Here is a 17125-nt window from a genome sequence, read left to right on the forward strand (position 1 = left end):
GAACCGGGCCTTTTTGCTGCAGCTTTTGATTGCTCGTCGATCAGGCCTTTTCGATCGGCGCGGGCTGGCCGCCCCTGCTGCGGAGCTTTTGCGACAGATTGATCAGGAACATCGAGGTCGGCCGCAGGATGAAGAGGTCCGCGACCAGGGCTGCGACCATCGAGAACGCGCTGAGCCAGCCGAACAGGCGCAGCGACGGCAGGTCGGAGAACACGGTGACGACGAGGCCGCAGGCCAGCACCACCGTGGTCAGGATCAGCGCAGGACCGACCAGGACGGTGGCGCGCTCCACTGCAAGTTCCGGCGTGACACCCGGCTTGGTCTCGAGCCGCAGGCGATTGAGGAAGTGGATGGTGGCGCTGAGGCCGAGGCCGAACGACACCGTCAAAGCCACCACGCTGGCGAATTGCAGCCCCTCCCCGAGCAGCCACAGCACGGTGCCCGACAGCACGACCGGGAAGATGCCCGGCAGGATGCAGGAGAACATCACCACGATCGAGCGGAATGCGAGCCCGATGAAGATCGCGACCAGCGCGAACTCGACGGTGAGGCCGCGGTTCAGCTTCTCGATCATGCTGGCACTGTTGCGCGCGGCGATCGCCGAGAGACCGGTGACCGCGATCTCATAGCCGGGATGCTCGGCGCGCACCTTGTCGAGTTCCTTGTCGAGCTTGTCGACCACCGGCAGGATCTGGCTGGAATCGAGGTCCGGCACGCGGCCCGAGACCACCACCGCATCCTGATCCTTGGAGATGAAGCGCCGCACCAGATGCTCGGGGATCAGGTCGACATATTCCTTCAACGTCGCGACGTCGGACGAGCCGGCCTTCTCCGCAAGCCAGCGGCGCAGGGTTTCCAGCGACCAGACGTTGCCGACGCCTGCGGTCTTCTCGACCATCGCGTGGACGTCGGCGATCGTCTTCAGCGTATCCGGTGCGTAGAGCGAGACACCCTTCGGGAATTCGATCAGGACGTCGATCGGATTGGCGCCGGTCAGCTTGGCGTCGAGCCGGCTCGACGCCGCCACCGCCTGCCGCTTGTCCGGCACCTGATCGGCGAGCCGGTAGCGCGGCTCGAGATTGGCGTAGATGATGCCGAGGCCGCCGACCACGATCAGCGCAAGCAGGCTGAACAGCCCGGGACGGCCGACCATGCGCACCGCTATCCAGTAGCAGAAATTGCGCAGCGCCTGCACGCCGGCATCCGCGCTCTGGAACTTGACCGCAAAGATCTTCTCGTTGCGCACGAACAGGACGCCGAACACCGGCACCAGCGACAGCACCGCGATCAGCGCGATGATGGTCGCCGCAAGCCCGGCCTCGCCGAACTTGCGGATCAGGTCGGAATCCGAAAACTGCAGCGCGATGAAGGAAATTCCGGCCGTGCCGTGTGTCAGCACGCAGGCCGGACCGACCACCAGCACCGCATTCTTGAACGCGGTGAACTTGTCCTGCCCCGCGATCAGCCGGTCGCGCGCCGCGAATGTCAGCTGCATCGAGTCGGAGAAGCTGATCACCATGATGAGCGGCGTCATCACGTTGAGGAACATGTTGAGGTTGAAATTGGCCCAGCCGAGGCCGCCGAGCGCGAGCAGGATCGCGATCATCGGCGGGAACGCGGCCGCCACCATGAAGGATATCTTGCGGAAGAAGATGATGGCGATGACACAGCCGGCGAGGATGCCGAGAATGTTGTAGGTCAGGCCGTCGCGCTCGACCGCATTGCGGATCTCGAGCTGCATGACCGGTACGCCGGACAGCTGCGCATTGAGCCCGCTGCCGCCGAGATCGTCGGCCATGATCTTCCTGATGTCGCCGACCACCTTGCTGAGCTTGTTGCTGCCGACCACCTGGGGCTCGAGCGACAGCACGATCAGCGCGAGCGTGCCGTCCTCCGACAGCAGCTTGCCGCGGATGATCTCGTTGCTTTTGACGGTCTCGACGAACTTGTCGTAGGCCGCGCCCTCGGGAAGTTCGTTCGGGAACAGCGCCGCCGGCAGCTTGCCGGGCTCCGGCGCCTGGCGCGCGGAGAACAGCGACACCAGGCCGCGCACGCCCTCGACGAGCTGCAGGTCGGTGACCATGTCGCGCAGCTTTTCGAGATTGTCGCGGGCGAGCAGCGTCTTGCCTTCGACCACGACGAGGACGTCGAACTCGGTCGCCGGGAAGCGCTTGGTCACCGCCTCATATTGCTTGTAGTCCTTGGAGTCGGAGCGGAACAGCTGCGACAGCGAATCGTCGATCTTGATCCGGTGCACGCCGAACACGGCGCCGATCAGCAACAGAACGAGGACGATGCAGGACAGGATCGGCGCCCGCATCGGGATCAGGCCGAGACGCTCGATCCCGAACGCGATGCTGAGGCCCGACCGCGGCTCTTCGATCTTCTCGACGTGGACCTGACTTTCGGAATTCTTTTCGAGCATGCCCTGTCCAGTTCTGAAAACGGCTCAATCTGTCTAGCTTGGGTCTAAAGCGCGATCAGGATGAATCATCGCGCTTCAGCTTCTTGTTTGCGCATGATCTTTTCGGAAAACCGCTTCGCACTTTTCCGGATCATGCTTCAGGGGCGCGAATGAGGCGGGTGAGCGCAACTGATCGGCGCTAGTCCTTGAAAACACGCGAATATTGACCGGCGCCGGTTTTACCTGCCCACCCCTTTGCTCGCAAGCGCGAGGGGCGAGGCAAATCGACGGGGAACCGCCGATATCAGCCATTAAGTATCTGATTTGTCACACCCTGGTAGCGCATTCTTCGACGATCCACCGCCGCTTTCATCTTTCAACGCGACCCCTGTGATCTGGCGTGCCATGCCCTCGCGCACAAGCCACGAAATCCTGAATGCGGCTTCCGCATAGCTCAGTCCGGCGTGGTGGATGTTGGAGATGCAGTTGCGGTCGGCGTCGGTGAGGCCGATTCGCGGCGCGAAGGTGAGATAGGCGCCAAGGCTGTCGGGTGCGGACAGCCCGGGCCGTTCGCCGATCAGCATCACCAGCATGCGCGCGCCGATGATGGCGCCGATCTCGTCCCCGAGCGCGACCCGCGCGCCGGACGCTGCGATCACCGCGCCGGCGTCGATCTTGTCGGCCGCAAGGCGCGGCGCGAGATGCCGGATCAATTCGACGGCATGCACATTGACCGCCGTCGGCGACAGGCCGTCACCGATTACGATGGCGCAGGGGCATGCGGTGATGCCGCTGCTCTCGAGCGAGCGCCGCGAATCGGAATCCAGCATGCGCCCGAGATCGGGCCGCCGCAGATAGTCGCGCCGGCTGTGCGCCTGGCTCGACACCTCAAGCGGAGTGATGCCGAGGCCGGCAAGACCGGCCGCAATCCCGCTGACGTCAAAGGCGGCGTGGACGGCGTCGCGGGCGCGGGCATGGTCGAGCGTGAACGACAGCAGCGCATCGGTCGGCAGGCTGGCCCCGGACCGGCCGAGACCGACGCGCGCAGGCGTGAGCTCGCGCAGATCGGCAAGCGAAGGGGACAAGGGCGCCGGCGGTGTCGTCATGCTGTTATTCGGCGGGGACGGAAGCCTCGCGCAGCCGGATCGAGTAGTTCGAGGCGTTCTGCCGGCCGCTGGAGGCTGCGCGCGCAAAGGTGATCAGGTGATGCGCAACCAGCGTCGCCGAGATCAACCCCTCGATGTCACCGCGCTTTAGCCGGCCGAGCGCAAACCTCCAGAAAACGCGCTTGTAGTCGCCGAGCACGCCGACCTTCCAGAAGATGTTGCGGAGCATGATCAGGCCGCGCCGGATGTTGGCCCAGCTCTTCATTTCCGGGCTGACCGGCACCTTGATGCGATTGGCATAGGTGTAGTTGCATTGATGCAAATAGCGCGCGAACAGCTTCTTCGGCTCGTAGGCAATTTCCATGCATTTGCGCCAGGAGCTGACCACGTCCTCATAGGGCAGCAGGAACTCGACATTGGAGTCGCGGCCCTCGTCATCGATCAGACGCCCGGCTTTTTCGAGCCGATCCCACAATGGCGTCTTCGGCAGCGCCTGCAGCAGGTTGATGGTGAGCAGCGGAATCCGCGACTCCTCGACGAAGGAGAGCAACGCGTCGCCGGTCTGGGGCTTGTCGGTATCGAGCCCCATGATGATGCCGGAGACGACCTCCATGCCGAACGAATTGATGGTGCGCACGCCCTCGAGGATCGGAACCATCATGTTCTGATCCTTGTGCATGGCCTTCAGCGCGTCGGGATCGGGCGTCTCGATGCCGACGAAGATGGTCACGAAGAAGGCTTCGCGCATCTTCTCCAGGATCTCGGGGCGCTTGGCGATGTTGAGCGTCGCCTCGCAGGCGAGGCGCGTGACATATCCGGTCCGCTTCTGCCACTCGATCAGGTGCGGCAGCAGCTCGCTCGCCGCCTTGCGGTTGCCGATGAAATTGTCGTCGACGAAATAGACTGTGTCGGTGGCACCGCACGCGCGCAGCTTGTCGAGCTCGGCGATGATCTGCTGCGGCGACTTCAGGCGCGGATTGCGGCCGTAGAGCCCGGGGATGTCGCAGAACTCGCACTGATAGGGGCAGCCCGAGGAGAACTGGATGCTGCCGAGGAAATACTTCTTGGTTTCGGCGAGCTCATAGGCCGGCAGAGGGAAATCCGTCATCGGCAGACGGTCGACGGTTTTGAGCACCACCTGCTCGTCGGGACGACTGGTATCATCAGCCAGACGCTTGATCAGCTCATTGGTCGCATCGCCGAGCTCGCCGACGTGGAGGTAGTCGAATGAGGGATAATAGTCCGGGCAAGCACTGACAGACGGGCCGCCGATCGCGACCACAAGGTCATGGTCATGCGCGCGACGGCAGATGTCGTTCATCTGCTGGCGCTGGATGTGCATACCGCTGACGAACACGGCATCCGCCCACTCGAAATCCTCCGCCGTCGCCGGACGCAGGTTCTCGTCGATGAAACGCACCGGCCAATTCTCGGGAAGGTATGCGGCGATCAGCAGCAGGCCCTGCGGCGGCATGAACGCCTTGACGCCGTCAGTCAGGGGGTAGGCGTGCTCGAAGGTCCCAAAGGACGACGTATAGCGCGGAAAGACGCAGAGGATACGCCGAACTGTCTTTATGCCCTCAGCTCTCATCAATCGACCCCGAAGCACCAGCAAATCTAACCATGGCGTGGAACGCTGGGCCAGAAATTCTTCAACATTGTGGCACTTACTAACGTCACATCGGCGAGATAGTTGCTCTGCAGAATTTCGCTATCCTCCTCAGGTCAGCAGCCTGGCAGCGAGATCGGGCAGCCGCCCCGCGTCGGCAAGGAGGCGGAAGTCCTGCCCGGCAAGGCCGATGCGTGCGAGCCAGTCGTCGAATTCGGGAGCCCGCTTCAGGCCGAACAAGTCGCGGACATAGAGCGCATCGTGAAAGGATGTCGACTGATAGTTCAGCATGACGTCATCCGCGCCCGGCACGCCCATGATGAAGTTCACTCCGGCCGCCGCAAGCAGCGTCAGGAGATTGTCCATATCGTCCTGATCCGCCTCGGCGTGGTTGGTGTAGCAGACGTCGATCCCGAGCGGCAGGCCGAGCAGCTTGCCGCAGAAATGATCCTCGAGCCCGGCGCGGATGATTTCCTTGCCGTCATAGAGGTACTCAGGACCGATGAAGCCGACCACGCTGTTGACGAGCAGCGGATCGAACGCGCGCGCCACCGCATAGGCCCGCGCCTCGCACGTCTGCTGGTCGACCTGGTGATGGGCATTGGCCGACAGCGCCGAGCCCTGCCCGGTCTCGAAATACATCATATTGTCACCGACCGTGCCGCGGCGCAGCGACAGCCCGGCTTCCCGGGCCTCCCGCAGCAGCGAGAGGTCGACGCCGAAACTGCGATTGGCCGCCTCGGTGCCGGCGATCGACTGGAACACCAGATCGACCGGCAGCCCCTGCCCGATCAGTCCGAGCGTGGTGGTAACATGGGTCAGCACGCAGCCCTGCGTCGGAAGCTCGAGCCGCGTGATGATGTCATCGAGGAGCCGCAGCAGCGTGCCGATCACGTTCGGATCGTCACTCGCCGGATTGATGCCGATGCAGGCATCGCCCGATCCGAGCAGCAGCCCGTCGAGAATCGAGGCCGTGATGCCCTTGGGATCGTCGAAAGGATGGTTCGGCTGCAGCCGCGTGCTCATTCGACCGCGCAAGCCGATGGTGTTGCGGAAGCGGGTCGTCACCTCGCATTTCTTCGCGACCAGGATCAGATCCTGGTTGCGCATCAGCTTCGACACCGCCGCAACCATCTCTGGCGTGATGCCGCGCGAGATCCTCTTGATCGCTTCCCCGCTGGCGGCATCCGACAGCAGCCAGTCGCGGAATCCGCCGACGGTGAGCGACGACACCGGCAGAAAGCCGACAACGTCGTGGCTGTCGAGGATCAGGCGGGTGACCTCGTCAGCGTCATAGGGAATGACAGGCTCATCGAGGAATTGCTTGAGCGGAACATTGGCCAGCGCAAGCCGCGCGGCGACCATCTCCTCCGCGCTGTCGGCCGCGATGCCGGCCAGGCGGTCGCCTGAACGCGGCGGCGAGGCCTTGGCAAGCAGGATGCGCAGATCGTCGAATGCGTAATTGGTGGCGTCGATGGTGTGACGATAGAGCATGGGGGGTTCGTCGCGGTCTGGGGCAGCGCAATCTAGCACCTCTTTGCGAAAGGCGTGCCATCGGCTTCGCCCCGCATGCTGGCGCCGTTGCCGGTGACGGCGGCGCATCATCGGCTCGGCCGCAAGCCGCGAGCACCCGGCAGACTAAAAGCGGCCCATAAGGCATTGGGATTATTTACAGATTTTAGCGGTTGCGGCTGCACAAGTTTCGCGCGTTAAGAAATTGTCCATGAAAATTTTGCATAAGCTTTAATCGGCCGAAGGTACTCCCCGGCCTCTTGGAGTGCCCACAATGCCCGCCCCCGTCACATCTGCCATCTCCATGTCCCGGCCTCCGATGGCATCCGGATTCTCGCTTGCTGCCAGGCTGTACTCGACGTTTGCGCTGATTGCGGCGCTGACCGCGGCCATCACCTTCCTGTCCGAATACAATGCGCGGCGTAGTGCCGAGCTGACCGAGGCCGTCGACCTTGCAAGCCGTGCCGCACTCAATGTCGAGCGGGTCAATTCACTAGTCTATGCCGTGGTGATGGAATCCCGCGGCATCTACATGTCGACCGATCCCGCAGCGGTGAAGAAATACGGCGACGGGCTGCTGGCGTTCAACGAACGCATTCTCGGCGTGGTCAAGAACTGGGAAATGCTGGTGCAGGCCGACGACGCCGCCCAGTTCGCGGTGTTCAAGAAGCGCATCGAGCAGTTCATCGATTTCCGCAAAGAGCTGGTACGCCGCGGCATCGAGATCGGCGCCGCAGCAGGGCGGGAGTGGGGCGACAACGACGCCAACCGCGACGTGCGCACCGCGCTGAACAAGGATCTCGAGGCGCTCTCCAAGGTCTATGCCGAGCGCAGCAAGAAGCTGGCGCGGGAGACCGACACCAACCGCACTATGGCGCTGGTGCTGACCGGCCTCGGCGCCGCGGCCCTGATTGTGGTGGTACTCGGCGTGCTGATCATCGCCCGCTCGGTGGCCCGGCCGCTGTCGCAGATCACCACGACGATCAAGCGCGTCGCCGAGGGCGCCGACCATGTCGAGGTACCCCATGTCGGGCGCAGCGACGAAATCGGCGCACTGGCACACGCCATCAAGGTCTTCCGGGACGCGATGGACCGCAATCGCAGCCTGAACGCGCAGGTCGTACAGGAGTCCGAGGCTCGCGACGCGCGCGGCCGGCATATCGAGACCTTCGTCGAAGCGTTCCGTGGCACGATCGGTGAGGTGCTCCGCGCGGTGCACGACAACGCAGCGACGATGCGTCAAACCGCGCAGACCATCGCAACGGTCGCGTCGGACGCCAGCGGCCGGGCGGTGGCGGCGGCAGGCGCCACCGAACAGGCCTCGAGCAACGTCTCCGCGGTGGCCGGCGCGGCCGAAGAACTCTCCGCCTCGGTCGAGGAGATCGGCCGCCAGGTCAAGCAATCGTCCGGCGCCGTCGATCAGGCCGGTGCGCGCACCGACCGCTCGATCACCGAGATTGAGGGCCTTGCCGCCACCACCCAGCGCATCGACGGGGTGCTGAGCCTGATCCAGGCGATCGCCGAGCAGACCAACCTGCTCGCCCTCAACGCCACCATCGAAGCCGCCCGCGCCGGCGATGCCGGCCGTGGCTTCGCCGTCGTCGCGCACGAGGTCAAGGCGCTGGCCGGTCAGACCGCGAAGGCAACCGCCGAGATCAGCGAGAATGTCGGCCTGATCCAGGCCTCGACCCGCAACTCGGTGGCCGCCGTGCGCGAGATCGGCCAGGCGGTGCGCGAGATCAGCAACGTCACCGCGAACATCGCGAGCGCGATCGGCCAGCAGGACGCGGCGACGCGCGAAATCTCCGCCAACGCCCAGATGGCCGCCCAGGGCAACGAGACCCTGGTTACCAATGTCGGCTCGCTCCGCGATGATATGGACCAGACCAGCAAGGCGGCGGAATCGGTGCTCGCGGCCTCGAACGATCTGACCGCAACCGCCGAGACGCTGTCGCGCGAGGTCGAGCAGTTCTTCCGCAACCTGCGCAGCGACGCGGCCGACGGCCTGCAGCGGACCGGAACCTGAGCGGATCGCGCGATGTTGCGAGGCCCCGCGACAGGGCTCTGGCAATCTGGATGGTTAAGACTCTCCCAACGCACGGACGCAAATTGCGTCCGCTTCAGGTCGCATTTCTCAATTTGATGCCTCCATAGAAAGTGTCACTGCGCGGGAAAGTGGAAGAGAGCAATGAACGGGCTTTTGCCAAAGCCGAAGGCGGTGCCGACCAAACGACTCCTTGCGCTCGGGATCGGCCTCGTTCTCTGCTTTTCGGCGATCTGCGCATCCATTCTCTGGGAAATGGCGAGCAAGGACTATCGGCATGCGAAGGAAGGTGCGACCAACCTCGTCGCCTCCATCGCCAGCGAGATCGACCGCAACATCGACCTCTACGACCTCTCGCTCCAGGCGGTCGCCGACGGCGTCAAGCTGCCGGAACTCGGCAAGATCAGCCCGGAGCTTCGCCACGTCGTGCTGTTCGACCGCGCCGCCACAGCCAAGGATCTCGGCTCGATCCTCGTGCTGAATGCGGCGGGGGACGTCACGCTCGATTCCAGGACCTTGACGCCGCGGACCGCAAATTTCGCCGATCGAGACTTCTTCCGGGCGCATCAGACGCGAGCGGACAGCGGACTGTTCATCAGTGCTCCGTGGATCACTTCGGATGGCGAATATCTGATCAGCCTCAGCCGCCGCATCAACAATGACGACGGCTCCTTTGCCGGCGTGGTCGCGGGCAGCATGCGGCTCAGCTATTTCCACAATCTGTTTCGCAAGCTGAACTTCGGCTTCGGCGACAGCATGGCGCTGTTCAACAGCGATGGCGTCATACTGATGCGCGCCCCGTTCGACATCAGCAAGATCGGGCAAAGCATCAAGGACTCTCTGGTCTTCAAGCAGTTTCCGGCACGACAATCCGGCTCCTACATCACGAAATCGATCGTCGATCATGTCAGCCGGCTCTATGTTTTTCAGGCGGTCGGACACAATCGCCTGCTCATCGCCGAGGGCCTCGCGCTCGACGGCATCTATGCCGACTGGTGGCAACAGCTCTGGCTGATCGGCAGCGTGGTTGCAGCGCTCTGCGGCTTCTCGATCGTCCTGATGTTCTACCTGGTGGCCGCTCTCAAGCGGCGGGCCGCCGCGGAAGACCGGCTCGCGCACCTCGCGAGCACGGATGCACTGACAGGCCTCGCCAACCGCCGCCGCCTCGACGATACCCTTGACGTCGAATGGCGCCGTGGCATGCGCGCAAAGGCGCCGGTGTCGCTTCTGATGATCGACGTCGATCATTTCAAGATCTACAACGACACGTACGGGCATCAGGCCGGCGACGCCGTGCTCACCACCGTGGGACGGTGCATCGCAAGCAGCGCCAAGCGTGCAACCGATCTCGGTGCCCGCTACGGCGGCGAGGAGTTTTCGGTATTGCTGCCGGGCATCGGCAAGGCGGGCGCCCTGGAAATTGCCGAACGGATTCGCGCCAAGTTGACCGCTGTGCGGGAATCCGAGCCTGAGTTGCCGACCGTCAGCATCGGATTGTCCTGCCTCGTCCCAGACCACGAGCGCACGTCGCGCGATCTGCTCAAGGCCGCGGACCTCGCGCTCTATCAAGCCAAGCGTGAAGGCCGCGACCGCGTCATCGTCAGCCCGATCGGGTGGGACAAATCGGGTAAGCGACACGTCGCCTGATCGCGACCGCATTGGCGCGGTCGAGCGCGCCCATCCCGGCTCACTCCATCGGCAGCACGTCGACCGCAACGGCGAGCTTTTGCTTGCGCGCGCCGACGATGACCCCGTCGACCGGCGAGACGTCGGCAAAGTCGCGGCCGATGGCGAGAATGATGTGGTCGCTCCCGACCATCAGATCGTTGGTCGGGTCGAACCCGACCCAGCCGAACGCGCTGCCGCACCAGACCGAAACCCAGGCATGGGTGGCGTCCGCGCCCTGCAGCCGCGGCTGGCCCGGCGGCGGAATGGTGCGCAAATAGCCGCTGACATAGGCCGCGGGCAGGCCGAGGCCGCGCAGTCCTGCGATCATCACATGGGCAAAGTCCTGGCACACGCCATGGCGCTTCTCGAACACATCGCGAAGCGGTGTCGAGATCACGGTTGCCTTGGGATCGTATTTGAAGTCGTTGCGGATGCGGCGCATCAGGTCGGCCGCCCCGGCGAGGATGCCGCGACCAGGCAAAAAGCTTGCGGAAGCGTAGGCCGTCACCGGCCGCAGCACCGGCACCAGCGCGCTGGCAAAGACGTAGCCGACCGGCGAGGCCGCATCGAGGCTCGAAGCCTCGAACGCATTGTCACGCACGTCCTCCCAGGGCGGGCTGGCGGCGTCACGCGCCAGCGGCTGCCGCGCCACCGAGACCCGCGAGCGGGCGTCGATGCGCAGACTGCGATGTGCGGTCTCGATCAGGACGCTTTCGGTGAGCGTGCCGAAGAAGTCGCGCCTTGTGGTGCGCTCCGCGGGCTTCGGACGGATCTCCACCGAATGCGAGATCAACTGCTGCCCGTCGCCGCTGATCGGCTCCAGCCGCAGCGAGCACCGCGCGAAGCTGACCTGGGTCTCGTAGCTATAGGTCGTGACGTGACGGATGTCGTAGATCACGCCAGCCCCGTGAGCTTCTCCGGCCGGCTGGCGTTCGGTCCGTGCGGGAAATAATGCAGCCCGATCGCGTCGGCGAGGTTGAGCAGATCCTGCTCCAGCGCGAACAGCGTCTTGACGTCGAGGCTCGAGGCTTCGGCCGTTGTGAGCATCGCCTCGACCGCGACGGCAAGACGCTGCGGCCGCTCGATCAGGCCATGCTCCTTCAGGCTCGGCAGGGCGGCGATATGCTCATTCAGCGCCGCGACCTGGAATGCGACCGAGCGCGGATTGTAGGGGTCGAGCACCGCCAGATCGCGCACCGGCGCGAGCAGCGGCTGCACCAGATAGCGCGAGCGATAAGTGATCTGGCAGTCGACCAGCGTGAGCAGAACGTCGAGGTCCTCGTCACCGGCTTCGTCATAGGCGAATTGACGAGCAAAGCGCGTGGTATTGACGGCGCGCTCGGCGCGGCGGCCCATCTCGAGGAAGCGCCAGCCGGCGGCGCGGTTCATGTTTTCCTGCGCGAGGCCGGCGAAGCTTGCGAGCTCCTGCAGGGTCAGCTCCGCAGCACTGACGACGCCGTCGTCGTCATGAACCTCGATGGCGAGCCGGTCGGCCATCTCGGTGATGACCTGCCAGGCGTCCGGCGACAGCCGCTCGCGGAGCGAGGTCGCCGTGCGCTGCGCGGATCGCACCAGCGACAGCGCCGAGCCGAATTTCTCCTCGCTCTGCAGCGCTTCGAGCGCGACCCTGGCGAGATTGGCGCGCGCGGTCTGCGAGGCCGCGCCCCAGGCGACCAGCATGCGCTGGATACGCTCGGCCGAATGCATCGCCGGCGCCGAGCCGTTCGAATTCGCCCGCGCAGGATCGCGCAGCGGCGTGCACAGCGCGCGGATCAGCCGGATGGTGGCCTCGGCGCGCTCCAGATAGCGGCCGAGCCAGAACAGATTGTCGGCGGCACGGCTCGGCAGCACGCCCGCGATGCGGCGGATGCGGACGGTGTCGCCCGCCGGCAGCAAGGTTGAAGTCGCAACGGCCCTGTCGGAGACCACCCAGACGTCGGCGGACACCGCGCCATCGCCCATCGACACCGCGCGCGCATCGGCCCGATCGGCAATCCGGCAGAAACCGCCGGGCAGCACCGTCCAGCCGTTCGGCGTCGCCGCCGCGAACACCCGCAACACGAACGGACGCGGCGCGATGCGGCCGTTCTCCCATACCGGCGTGGTCGACAGCCGCACCAGCTCCTGGCCGACATAATCGATGCCGCGATGGCCGATTGCGTCCTTCAGGCGGTCGTGATCCGCGGCCGACAATTCGCCCGGCAGCACCGGTCCGTTGCCGGGAAAATCCGCAACGCCGCGGCCATAGGCGCCTTCGATCGCGAAGTCGTCGAGCCGCGACAGCACATGCTCGCGCGCGGATTTCTGGCCGCACCACCAAGTCGCGATGTGCGGCATCATCAGGTCTTCAGAGAGCAGGCGCCGGCAGAGATTGGGCAGGAAGCCGAGCAGCGCTCTCGCCTCCATCACGCCCGAACCCGGCATGTTGGCGACCACGACGCCGCCCTTGCGCAGGACCTCTACGAGCCCGGGCACGCCGAGATAGGAGGACGCGTCGAGCTCGAGCGGATCGAGCATGTTGGAATCGACCCGGCGCAGCAGCACGTCGAGCCGCTTCAATCCAGCAACGGTGCGGATGTGGATGCGGTCGCCGGAGACCGCGAGATCGTCACCCTCGACCAGCAGGAAACCGAGATAGCGCGCCAGCGTGGCGTGCTCGAAATAGGTCTCGCTGAACGCGCCGGGCGTCAATAGGCCGATCCGCGGCTCGTCGCGGTCAGCGCTGGCGCGCAGCGAATCGCGGAACGCCTCGAAGAACGGCGCGACGCGCTCGACATTCATCGACTTGTAGAGATTGGAAAAGGCGCGCGACAGCACCAGGCGGTTTTCCAGCGCATAGCCCGCGCCCGACGGCGCCTGCGTGCGATCGCCAAGCACCCACCAGCGGCCGTCGGGCCCACGGCCGATGTCGGCGGCGTAGAGATGCAGATAGCGCCCCCCCGGCGGCTTGATGCCGCTGACCGCGCGCAGATACTCGCTGCTACCGGCGATCGCCGCGGCGGGGATCGCGCCCTCCTCGACGAGGCGGCCCTCGCCGTAGAGATCGGCCAGCACCATTTCCAGCAGCTGCGCACGTTGCGCGACACCAGCGGCGAGCTGCCGCCAGTCCGCCGCATCGATGATCAGCGGCAGATGGCTGAGCGGCCAGATCCGGTCCGACGTATCGCCGGGCGCGCGATAGGTGACCCCGGCCTCATGCAGATGGCGGTCGGCGGAGGCGAAGCGGCGCTCGATGTCGGCCGGCGACAGCGCGGCAAAGGCGTCGAAGAAGCGTGCCCAGGCCGGCCGCGGCGCGCCGTTGTCGGAGATATATTCGTCGGGAATGCCAGGCAGCCGGACATAGTCGCGGGTCCACTGCGCCATCCGGCGCTGACCGGGACGGGCCCTGCTCTCCTGACTGCTGCCTTGACTATTGCCTTGGCCACCCGATGCGGTCATTCCACTTCCCCTTGACACAATTAGTGCAGGAGCGGCGTCCGCAAGTCGAGGGTCAAGGGAAACTCAATTGTGCGTTCCTCCGGCGGCGTCTCGATCTTGCCCGGGGTGTGGCCATGCTCCTGGAAGCGCGCCAGCCGCCGCGCCTCGGCCTCGTAGGAGTTCACCGGCTTGGTCTCGTAGTTGCGGCCGCCGGGATGGGCGACATGATAGACGCAGCCGCCGAGCGAGCGGCCGTTCCAGGTATCAATCAAGTCAAACGTCAGCGGCGAATGCACGGGAATGGTCGGATGCAGGCCGGAGGCCGGCTGCCAGGCCTTGAAGCGGACGCCGGCGACCGCCTCCCCGGCGCGCCCGGTCTCGGTCATCGGCATCCGCCTGCCGTTGCAGGTGATGACGTGGCGCCCCTCGACGAATCCCGTGGCCCTCACCTGCAAGCGCTCGACCGAGGAATCGACGTAGCGCACGGTGCCGCCCGAGGTGCCCTCCTCGCCGAGCACATGCCAGGGTTCGAGCGCCTGCCGCAGCTCGAGGCCGACGCCGCCGTGATGGACGCGGCCGAAGGCGGGGAAACGGAATTCTAGCTGCGCCCGATACCATTCCGGCTCGACGTCGTAGCCGAACTGCTTGAGCTCGGCGAGCACACCGAGGAAATCCTCCCAGAGGAAATGCGGCAGCATGAAACGGTCATGCAGCGCGGTGCCCCAGCGCACGAACTTGCCTTGCTGCGGCTCGCGCCACAGCTTTGCGATCAGGGCACGGATCAAGAGCTGCTGCGCGAGCGACATCCGCGGATCGGGCGGCATTTCGAGCGCGCGGAATTCGACGAGGCCAAGCCGGCCGGTCGGACCGTCGGGCGAGTAGAGCTTGTCGATACAAATTTCGGCACGATGGGTGTTGCCGGTGATGTCGACCAGGATGTGCCGGAACAGCCGGTCGACCAGCCACAGCGGCGCCTCCATGCCCGGCGGCGGCACATGCGACAACGCGATCTCCAGCTCATAGAGCCCGTCATGCCGCGCCTCGTCGATGCGCGGCGCCTGGCTGGTCGGTCCGATGAACATGCCGGAGAACAGATAGGACAGCGACGGGTGCCGCTGCCAATACAGCACGAGGCTCTTCAGCAGATCCGGCCGGCGCAGGAACGGTGAGTCCTCCGGCTTGCTGCCGCCGACCACGATGTGGTTGCCGCCGCCGGTGCCGGTGTGGCGGCCGTCGATCAGGAAACGGTTGGCCCCTAACCGCGTCTTCGCGGCGTCCTCATAGAGGCCGAGGGTGATATCGACAGCCTCGCGCCAACTTTGGGCCGGCTGCACGTTGATCTCGATCACGCCGGGGTCCGGCGTCACCTTGATCACCTCGATGCGCGGATCGAACGGCGGCGCGTAACCCTCGACGTGCACCCGCAGTTGCAGCTCCTCGGCAGCGGCTTCGATCGCTGCGATCAGGTCGAGATAATCCTCGACCTTCTCGACCGGCGGCATGAACGCACACAGCACGCCGTCGCGGACCTCGATCGACATCGCGGTGCGCACCGGCAGCGGCTCGGGAATCTCCATCAGCGCCTGCTGCAGCTCTTCGGACAGCGCGTCGCGCGGCGCCATCGGGTCGCGCTCGACGACGTAGGGATAATCGTCCGGCGGCACATATTCGAGCGAGGCAATCGGAAGCCGCAGGCCCAGCGGCGAGTCGCCGGGCGACAGGAACAGATGGCTGCGCCGGATCTTCCATCGCTCGCTGCGCCACCGCGCCGGCACGCGATCGCCAAGCGGCGTCCAGCGCTGGATCGGCAGCACGTAGCCTTTCGGTGTGGTCAGGCCCTCGTCGAACACCCGCGCGAGGCGCGCGCGCTCTTCCGGATCGGTCAGTTTCGAATTCGCAGGGGTCACATTGGCCGGCAGGCCGGCCTCACGCTGCAGCCAGAAACCCGGATCTTCATAGGCGGGCATGGCATAATCGGCGCTGAGACCAAGCCTCGCTGCGGTCGCCTCGACGAAACGCCGGGCCTCCGCGATCTCGGCCTTACGTGGATTTTCGATGCTCGCGATCAGGTCGGCATTCTTCCAGATTGGCTTGCAGTCCTTACGCCAGTAGAGGCCGAACGCCCAGCGCGGCAAGCTCTCGCCGGGGTACCATTTGCCTTGGCCGTAATGCAGCAACCCGCCCGGCGCGAACCGCGCCCGCAGCTTGCGGATCAATTCGTCGGCGAGCGCGCGCTTGGTCGGGCCGACCGCGGCGACGTTCCACTCCGGCGATTCCAGATCGTCGACCGAGACGAAGGTCGGCTCGCCGCCCATGGTCAGCCGCACGTCGTACGCCGCAAGATCGGCATCGACGAGCTCGCCGAGCCGGTCGAGCCGCGCCCAGGATTCATCTGAGAATGGTTTGGTGATGCGCGGCGCCTCGCCGATGCGCTTGACGCTCATCTCGAAGCCGAACTCGACATTGGCGACACCTGCGGTGCCGGTCACCGGCGCGGCAGAGCGATAGTGCGGCGTGGCGCAGACCGGGATGTGTCCCTCGCCCGTCAGCATGCCGGAGGTGACGTCGAAACCGATCCAGCCCGCGCCCGGCAGATAGACCTCGGCCCAGGCGTGCAGGTCGGTGAAATCGCTCTCGACCTCGCGCGGCCCTTCGAGCGGATCGATGTCCGGCCGCAGCTGAATGAGATAGCCGGAGACGAAACGCGCGGCGAGCCCGAGATGGCGCAGCGTCTGGATCAAAAGCCATGCCGAGTCGCGGCAGGAGCCGGAGCCCGCGGCAAGCGTCTCCTCCGGCGTCTGGATGCCGGCCTCCATGCGGATCACATAGCCGATCTTCTTTTGCAGCTGCGCGTTCAGCTCGACCAGGAAGTTGACGGTGCTGTCGGCTTGGCGCGGAATCTCCTTCAGGTAAGCCGCGAGCAACGGTCCGGGCTCATCGGTCTCGAGATAAGGCGCGAGCTCGGTCTTGAGATCGTCGGGATATTCGAATGGAAAGCTGTTGGCGTAGGGCTCGACGAAGAAGTCGAACGGATTCACCACCGTCATGTCAGCGGTGAAATCGACCTCGACCTTGAGCTCGGTGGTTTTCTCCGAAAAGACGTAGCGCGCCAGCCAGTTGCCCTGCGGGTCCTGCTGCCAGTTCACGAAGTGATTAGCGGGCGTGACCTTGAGCGAATAGCTTGTGATCGGCGTGCGGGTATGCGGCGCGGGCCGGAGCCGGATGGTCTGAGGCCCGAGATCGATCGGCCGGTCGTATGTGTAGTGCGTGACGTGATGCAGTGCGACTGATATCGACACGGACCGAGGACTCCAGCAGCTTTTTTGAGCAGAACACTGCTGCCGGTCGACATCAAGCACTAACAA

9 protein-coding genes are annotated in these 17125 nt (G+C 65.1%); 2 read left to right on the forward strand and 7 right to left on the reverse strand.

Going from position 1 to position 17125, the window contains the following annotated elements; genetic code table 11:
- Positions 1 to 40: 40 nt before the first annotated feature.
- The 4 genes from E2I15_RS14370 to E2I15_RS14385 all read right to left on the reverse strand — a co-directional run bounded on the left by E2I15_RS14370 (position 41) and on the right by E2I15_RS14385 (position 6613).
- Entirely contained in the window at positions 41 to 2425 is a 2385-nt protein-coding gene (locus tag E2I15_RS14370; RefSeq protein ID WP_137476500.1) for an efflux RND transporter permease subunit, read from the reverse strand.
- A 290-nt stretch (positions 2426 to 2715) separates the two neighbouring features.
- The gene (eutC, locus tag E2I15_RS14375; protein ID WP_137476501.1) at positions 2716 to 3510 is read right to left on the reverse strand and encodes an ethanolamine ammonia-lyase subunit EutC; all 795 of its coding nucleotides are present in this window, start codon (positions 3508 to 3510) and stop codon (positions 2716 to 2718) included.
- 4 nt (positions 3511 to 3514) lie between these two features.
- Complete coding sequence (locus tag E2I15_RS14380; protein WP_137476502.1) at positions 3515 to 5101, reverse strand: B12-binding domain-containing radical SAM protein; 1587 nt, start codon at positions 5099 to 5101, stop codon at positions 3515 to 3517.
- A 129-nt stretch (positions 5102 to 5230) separates the two neighbouring features.
- The gene (locus E2I15_RS14385; protein WP_137476503.1) at positions 5231 to 6613 is read right to left on the reverse strand and encodes an ethanolamine ammonia-lyase subunit EutB; all 1383 of its coding nucleotides are present in this window, start codon (positions 6611 to 6613) and stop codon (positions 5231 to 5233) included.
- A gap of 322 nt (positions 6614 to 6935) precedes the next feature.
- Here E2I15_RS14385 and E2I15_RS14390 point away from each other — a divergent pair, with 322 nt between their 5' ends.
- Entirely contained in the window at positions 6936 to 8657 is a 1722-nt protein-coding gene (locus E2I15_RS14390; RefSeq protein WP_246729390.1) for a methyl-accepting chemotaxis protein, read from the forward strand.
- A 162-nt stretch (positions 8658 to 8819) separates the two neighbouring features.
- The gene (locus E2I15_RS14395; protein WP_137476504.1) at positions 8820 to 10322 is read left to right on the forward strand and encodes a sensor domain-containing diguanylate cyclase; all 1503 of its coding nucleotides are present in this window, start codon (positions 8820 to 8822) and stop codon (positions 10320 to 10322) included.
- 40 nt (positions 10323 to 10362) lie between these two features.
- Here the strand turns inward: E2I15_RS14395 and E2I15_RS14400 are convergent, their stop codons facing one another.
- The 3 genes from E2I15_RS14400 to E2I15_RS14410 are packed head-to-tail and all read right to left on the reverse strand — an operon-like array spanning position 10363 to position 17059.
- On the reverse strand, positions 10363 to 11241 hold the full coding sequence (locus E2I15_RS14400) for a transglutaminase family protein (protein WP_137476505.1): 879 nt from the start codon (positions 11239 to 11241) through the stop codon (positions 10363 to 10365).
- Entirely contained in the window at positions 11238 to 13781 is a 2544-nt protein-coding gene (locus E2I15_RS14405) for a circularly permuted type 2 ATP-grasp protein (RefSeq protein ID WP_137476506.1), read from the reverse strand. The genes E2I15_RS14400 and E2I15_RS14405 overlap by 4 nt, the downstream gene beginning before the upstream one ends.
- Before the next feature lie 20 nt (positions 13782 to 13801).
- Positions 13802 to 17059: a transglutaminase family protein gene (locus E2I15_RS14410; RefSeq protein WP_137476507.1), complete on the reverse strand. Its 3258-nt coding sequence runs from the start codon at positions 17057 to 17059 to the stop codon at positions 13802 to 13804.
- Between the last annotated feature and the right edge of the window lie 66 nt (positions 17060 to 17125).

Origin of the sequence: Bradyrhizobium sp. BR2003, from assembly GCF_009720285.1 — a bacterium.
GTDB lineage: Bacteria > Pseudomonadota > Alphaproteobacteria > Rhizobiales > Xanthobacteraceae > Bradyrhizobium > Bradyrhizobium elkanii.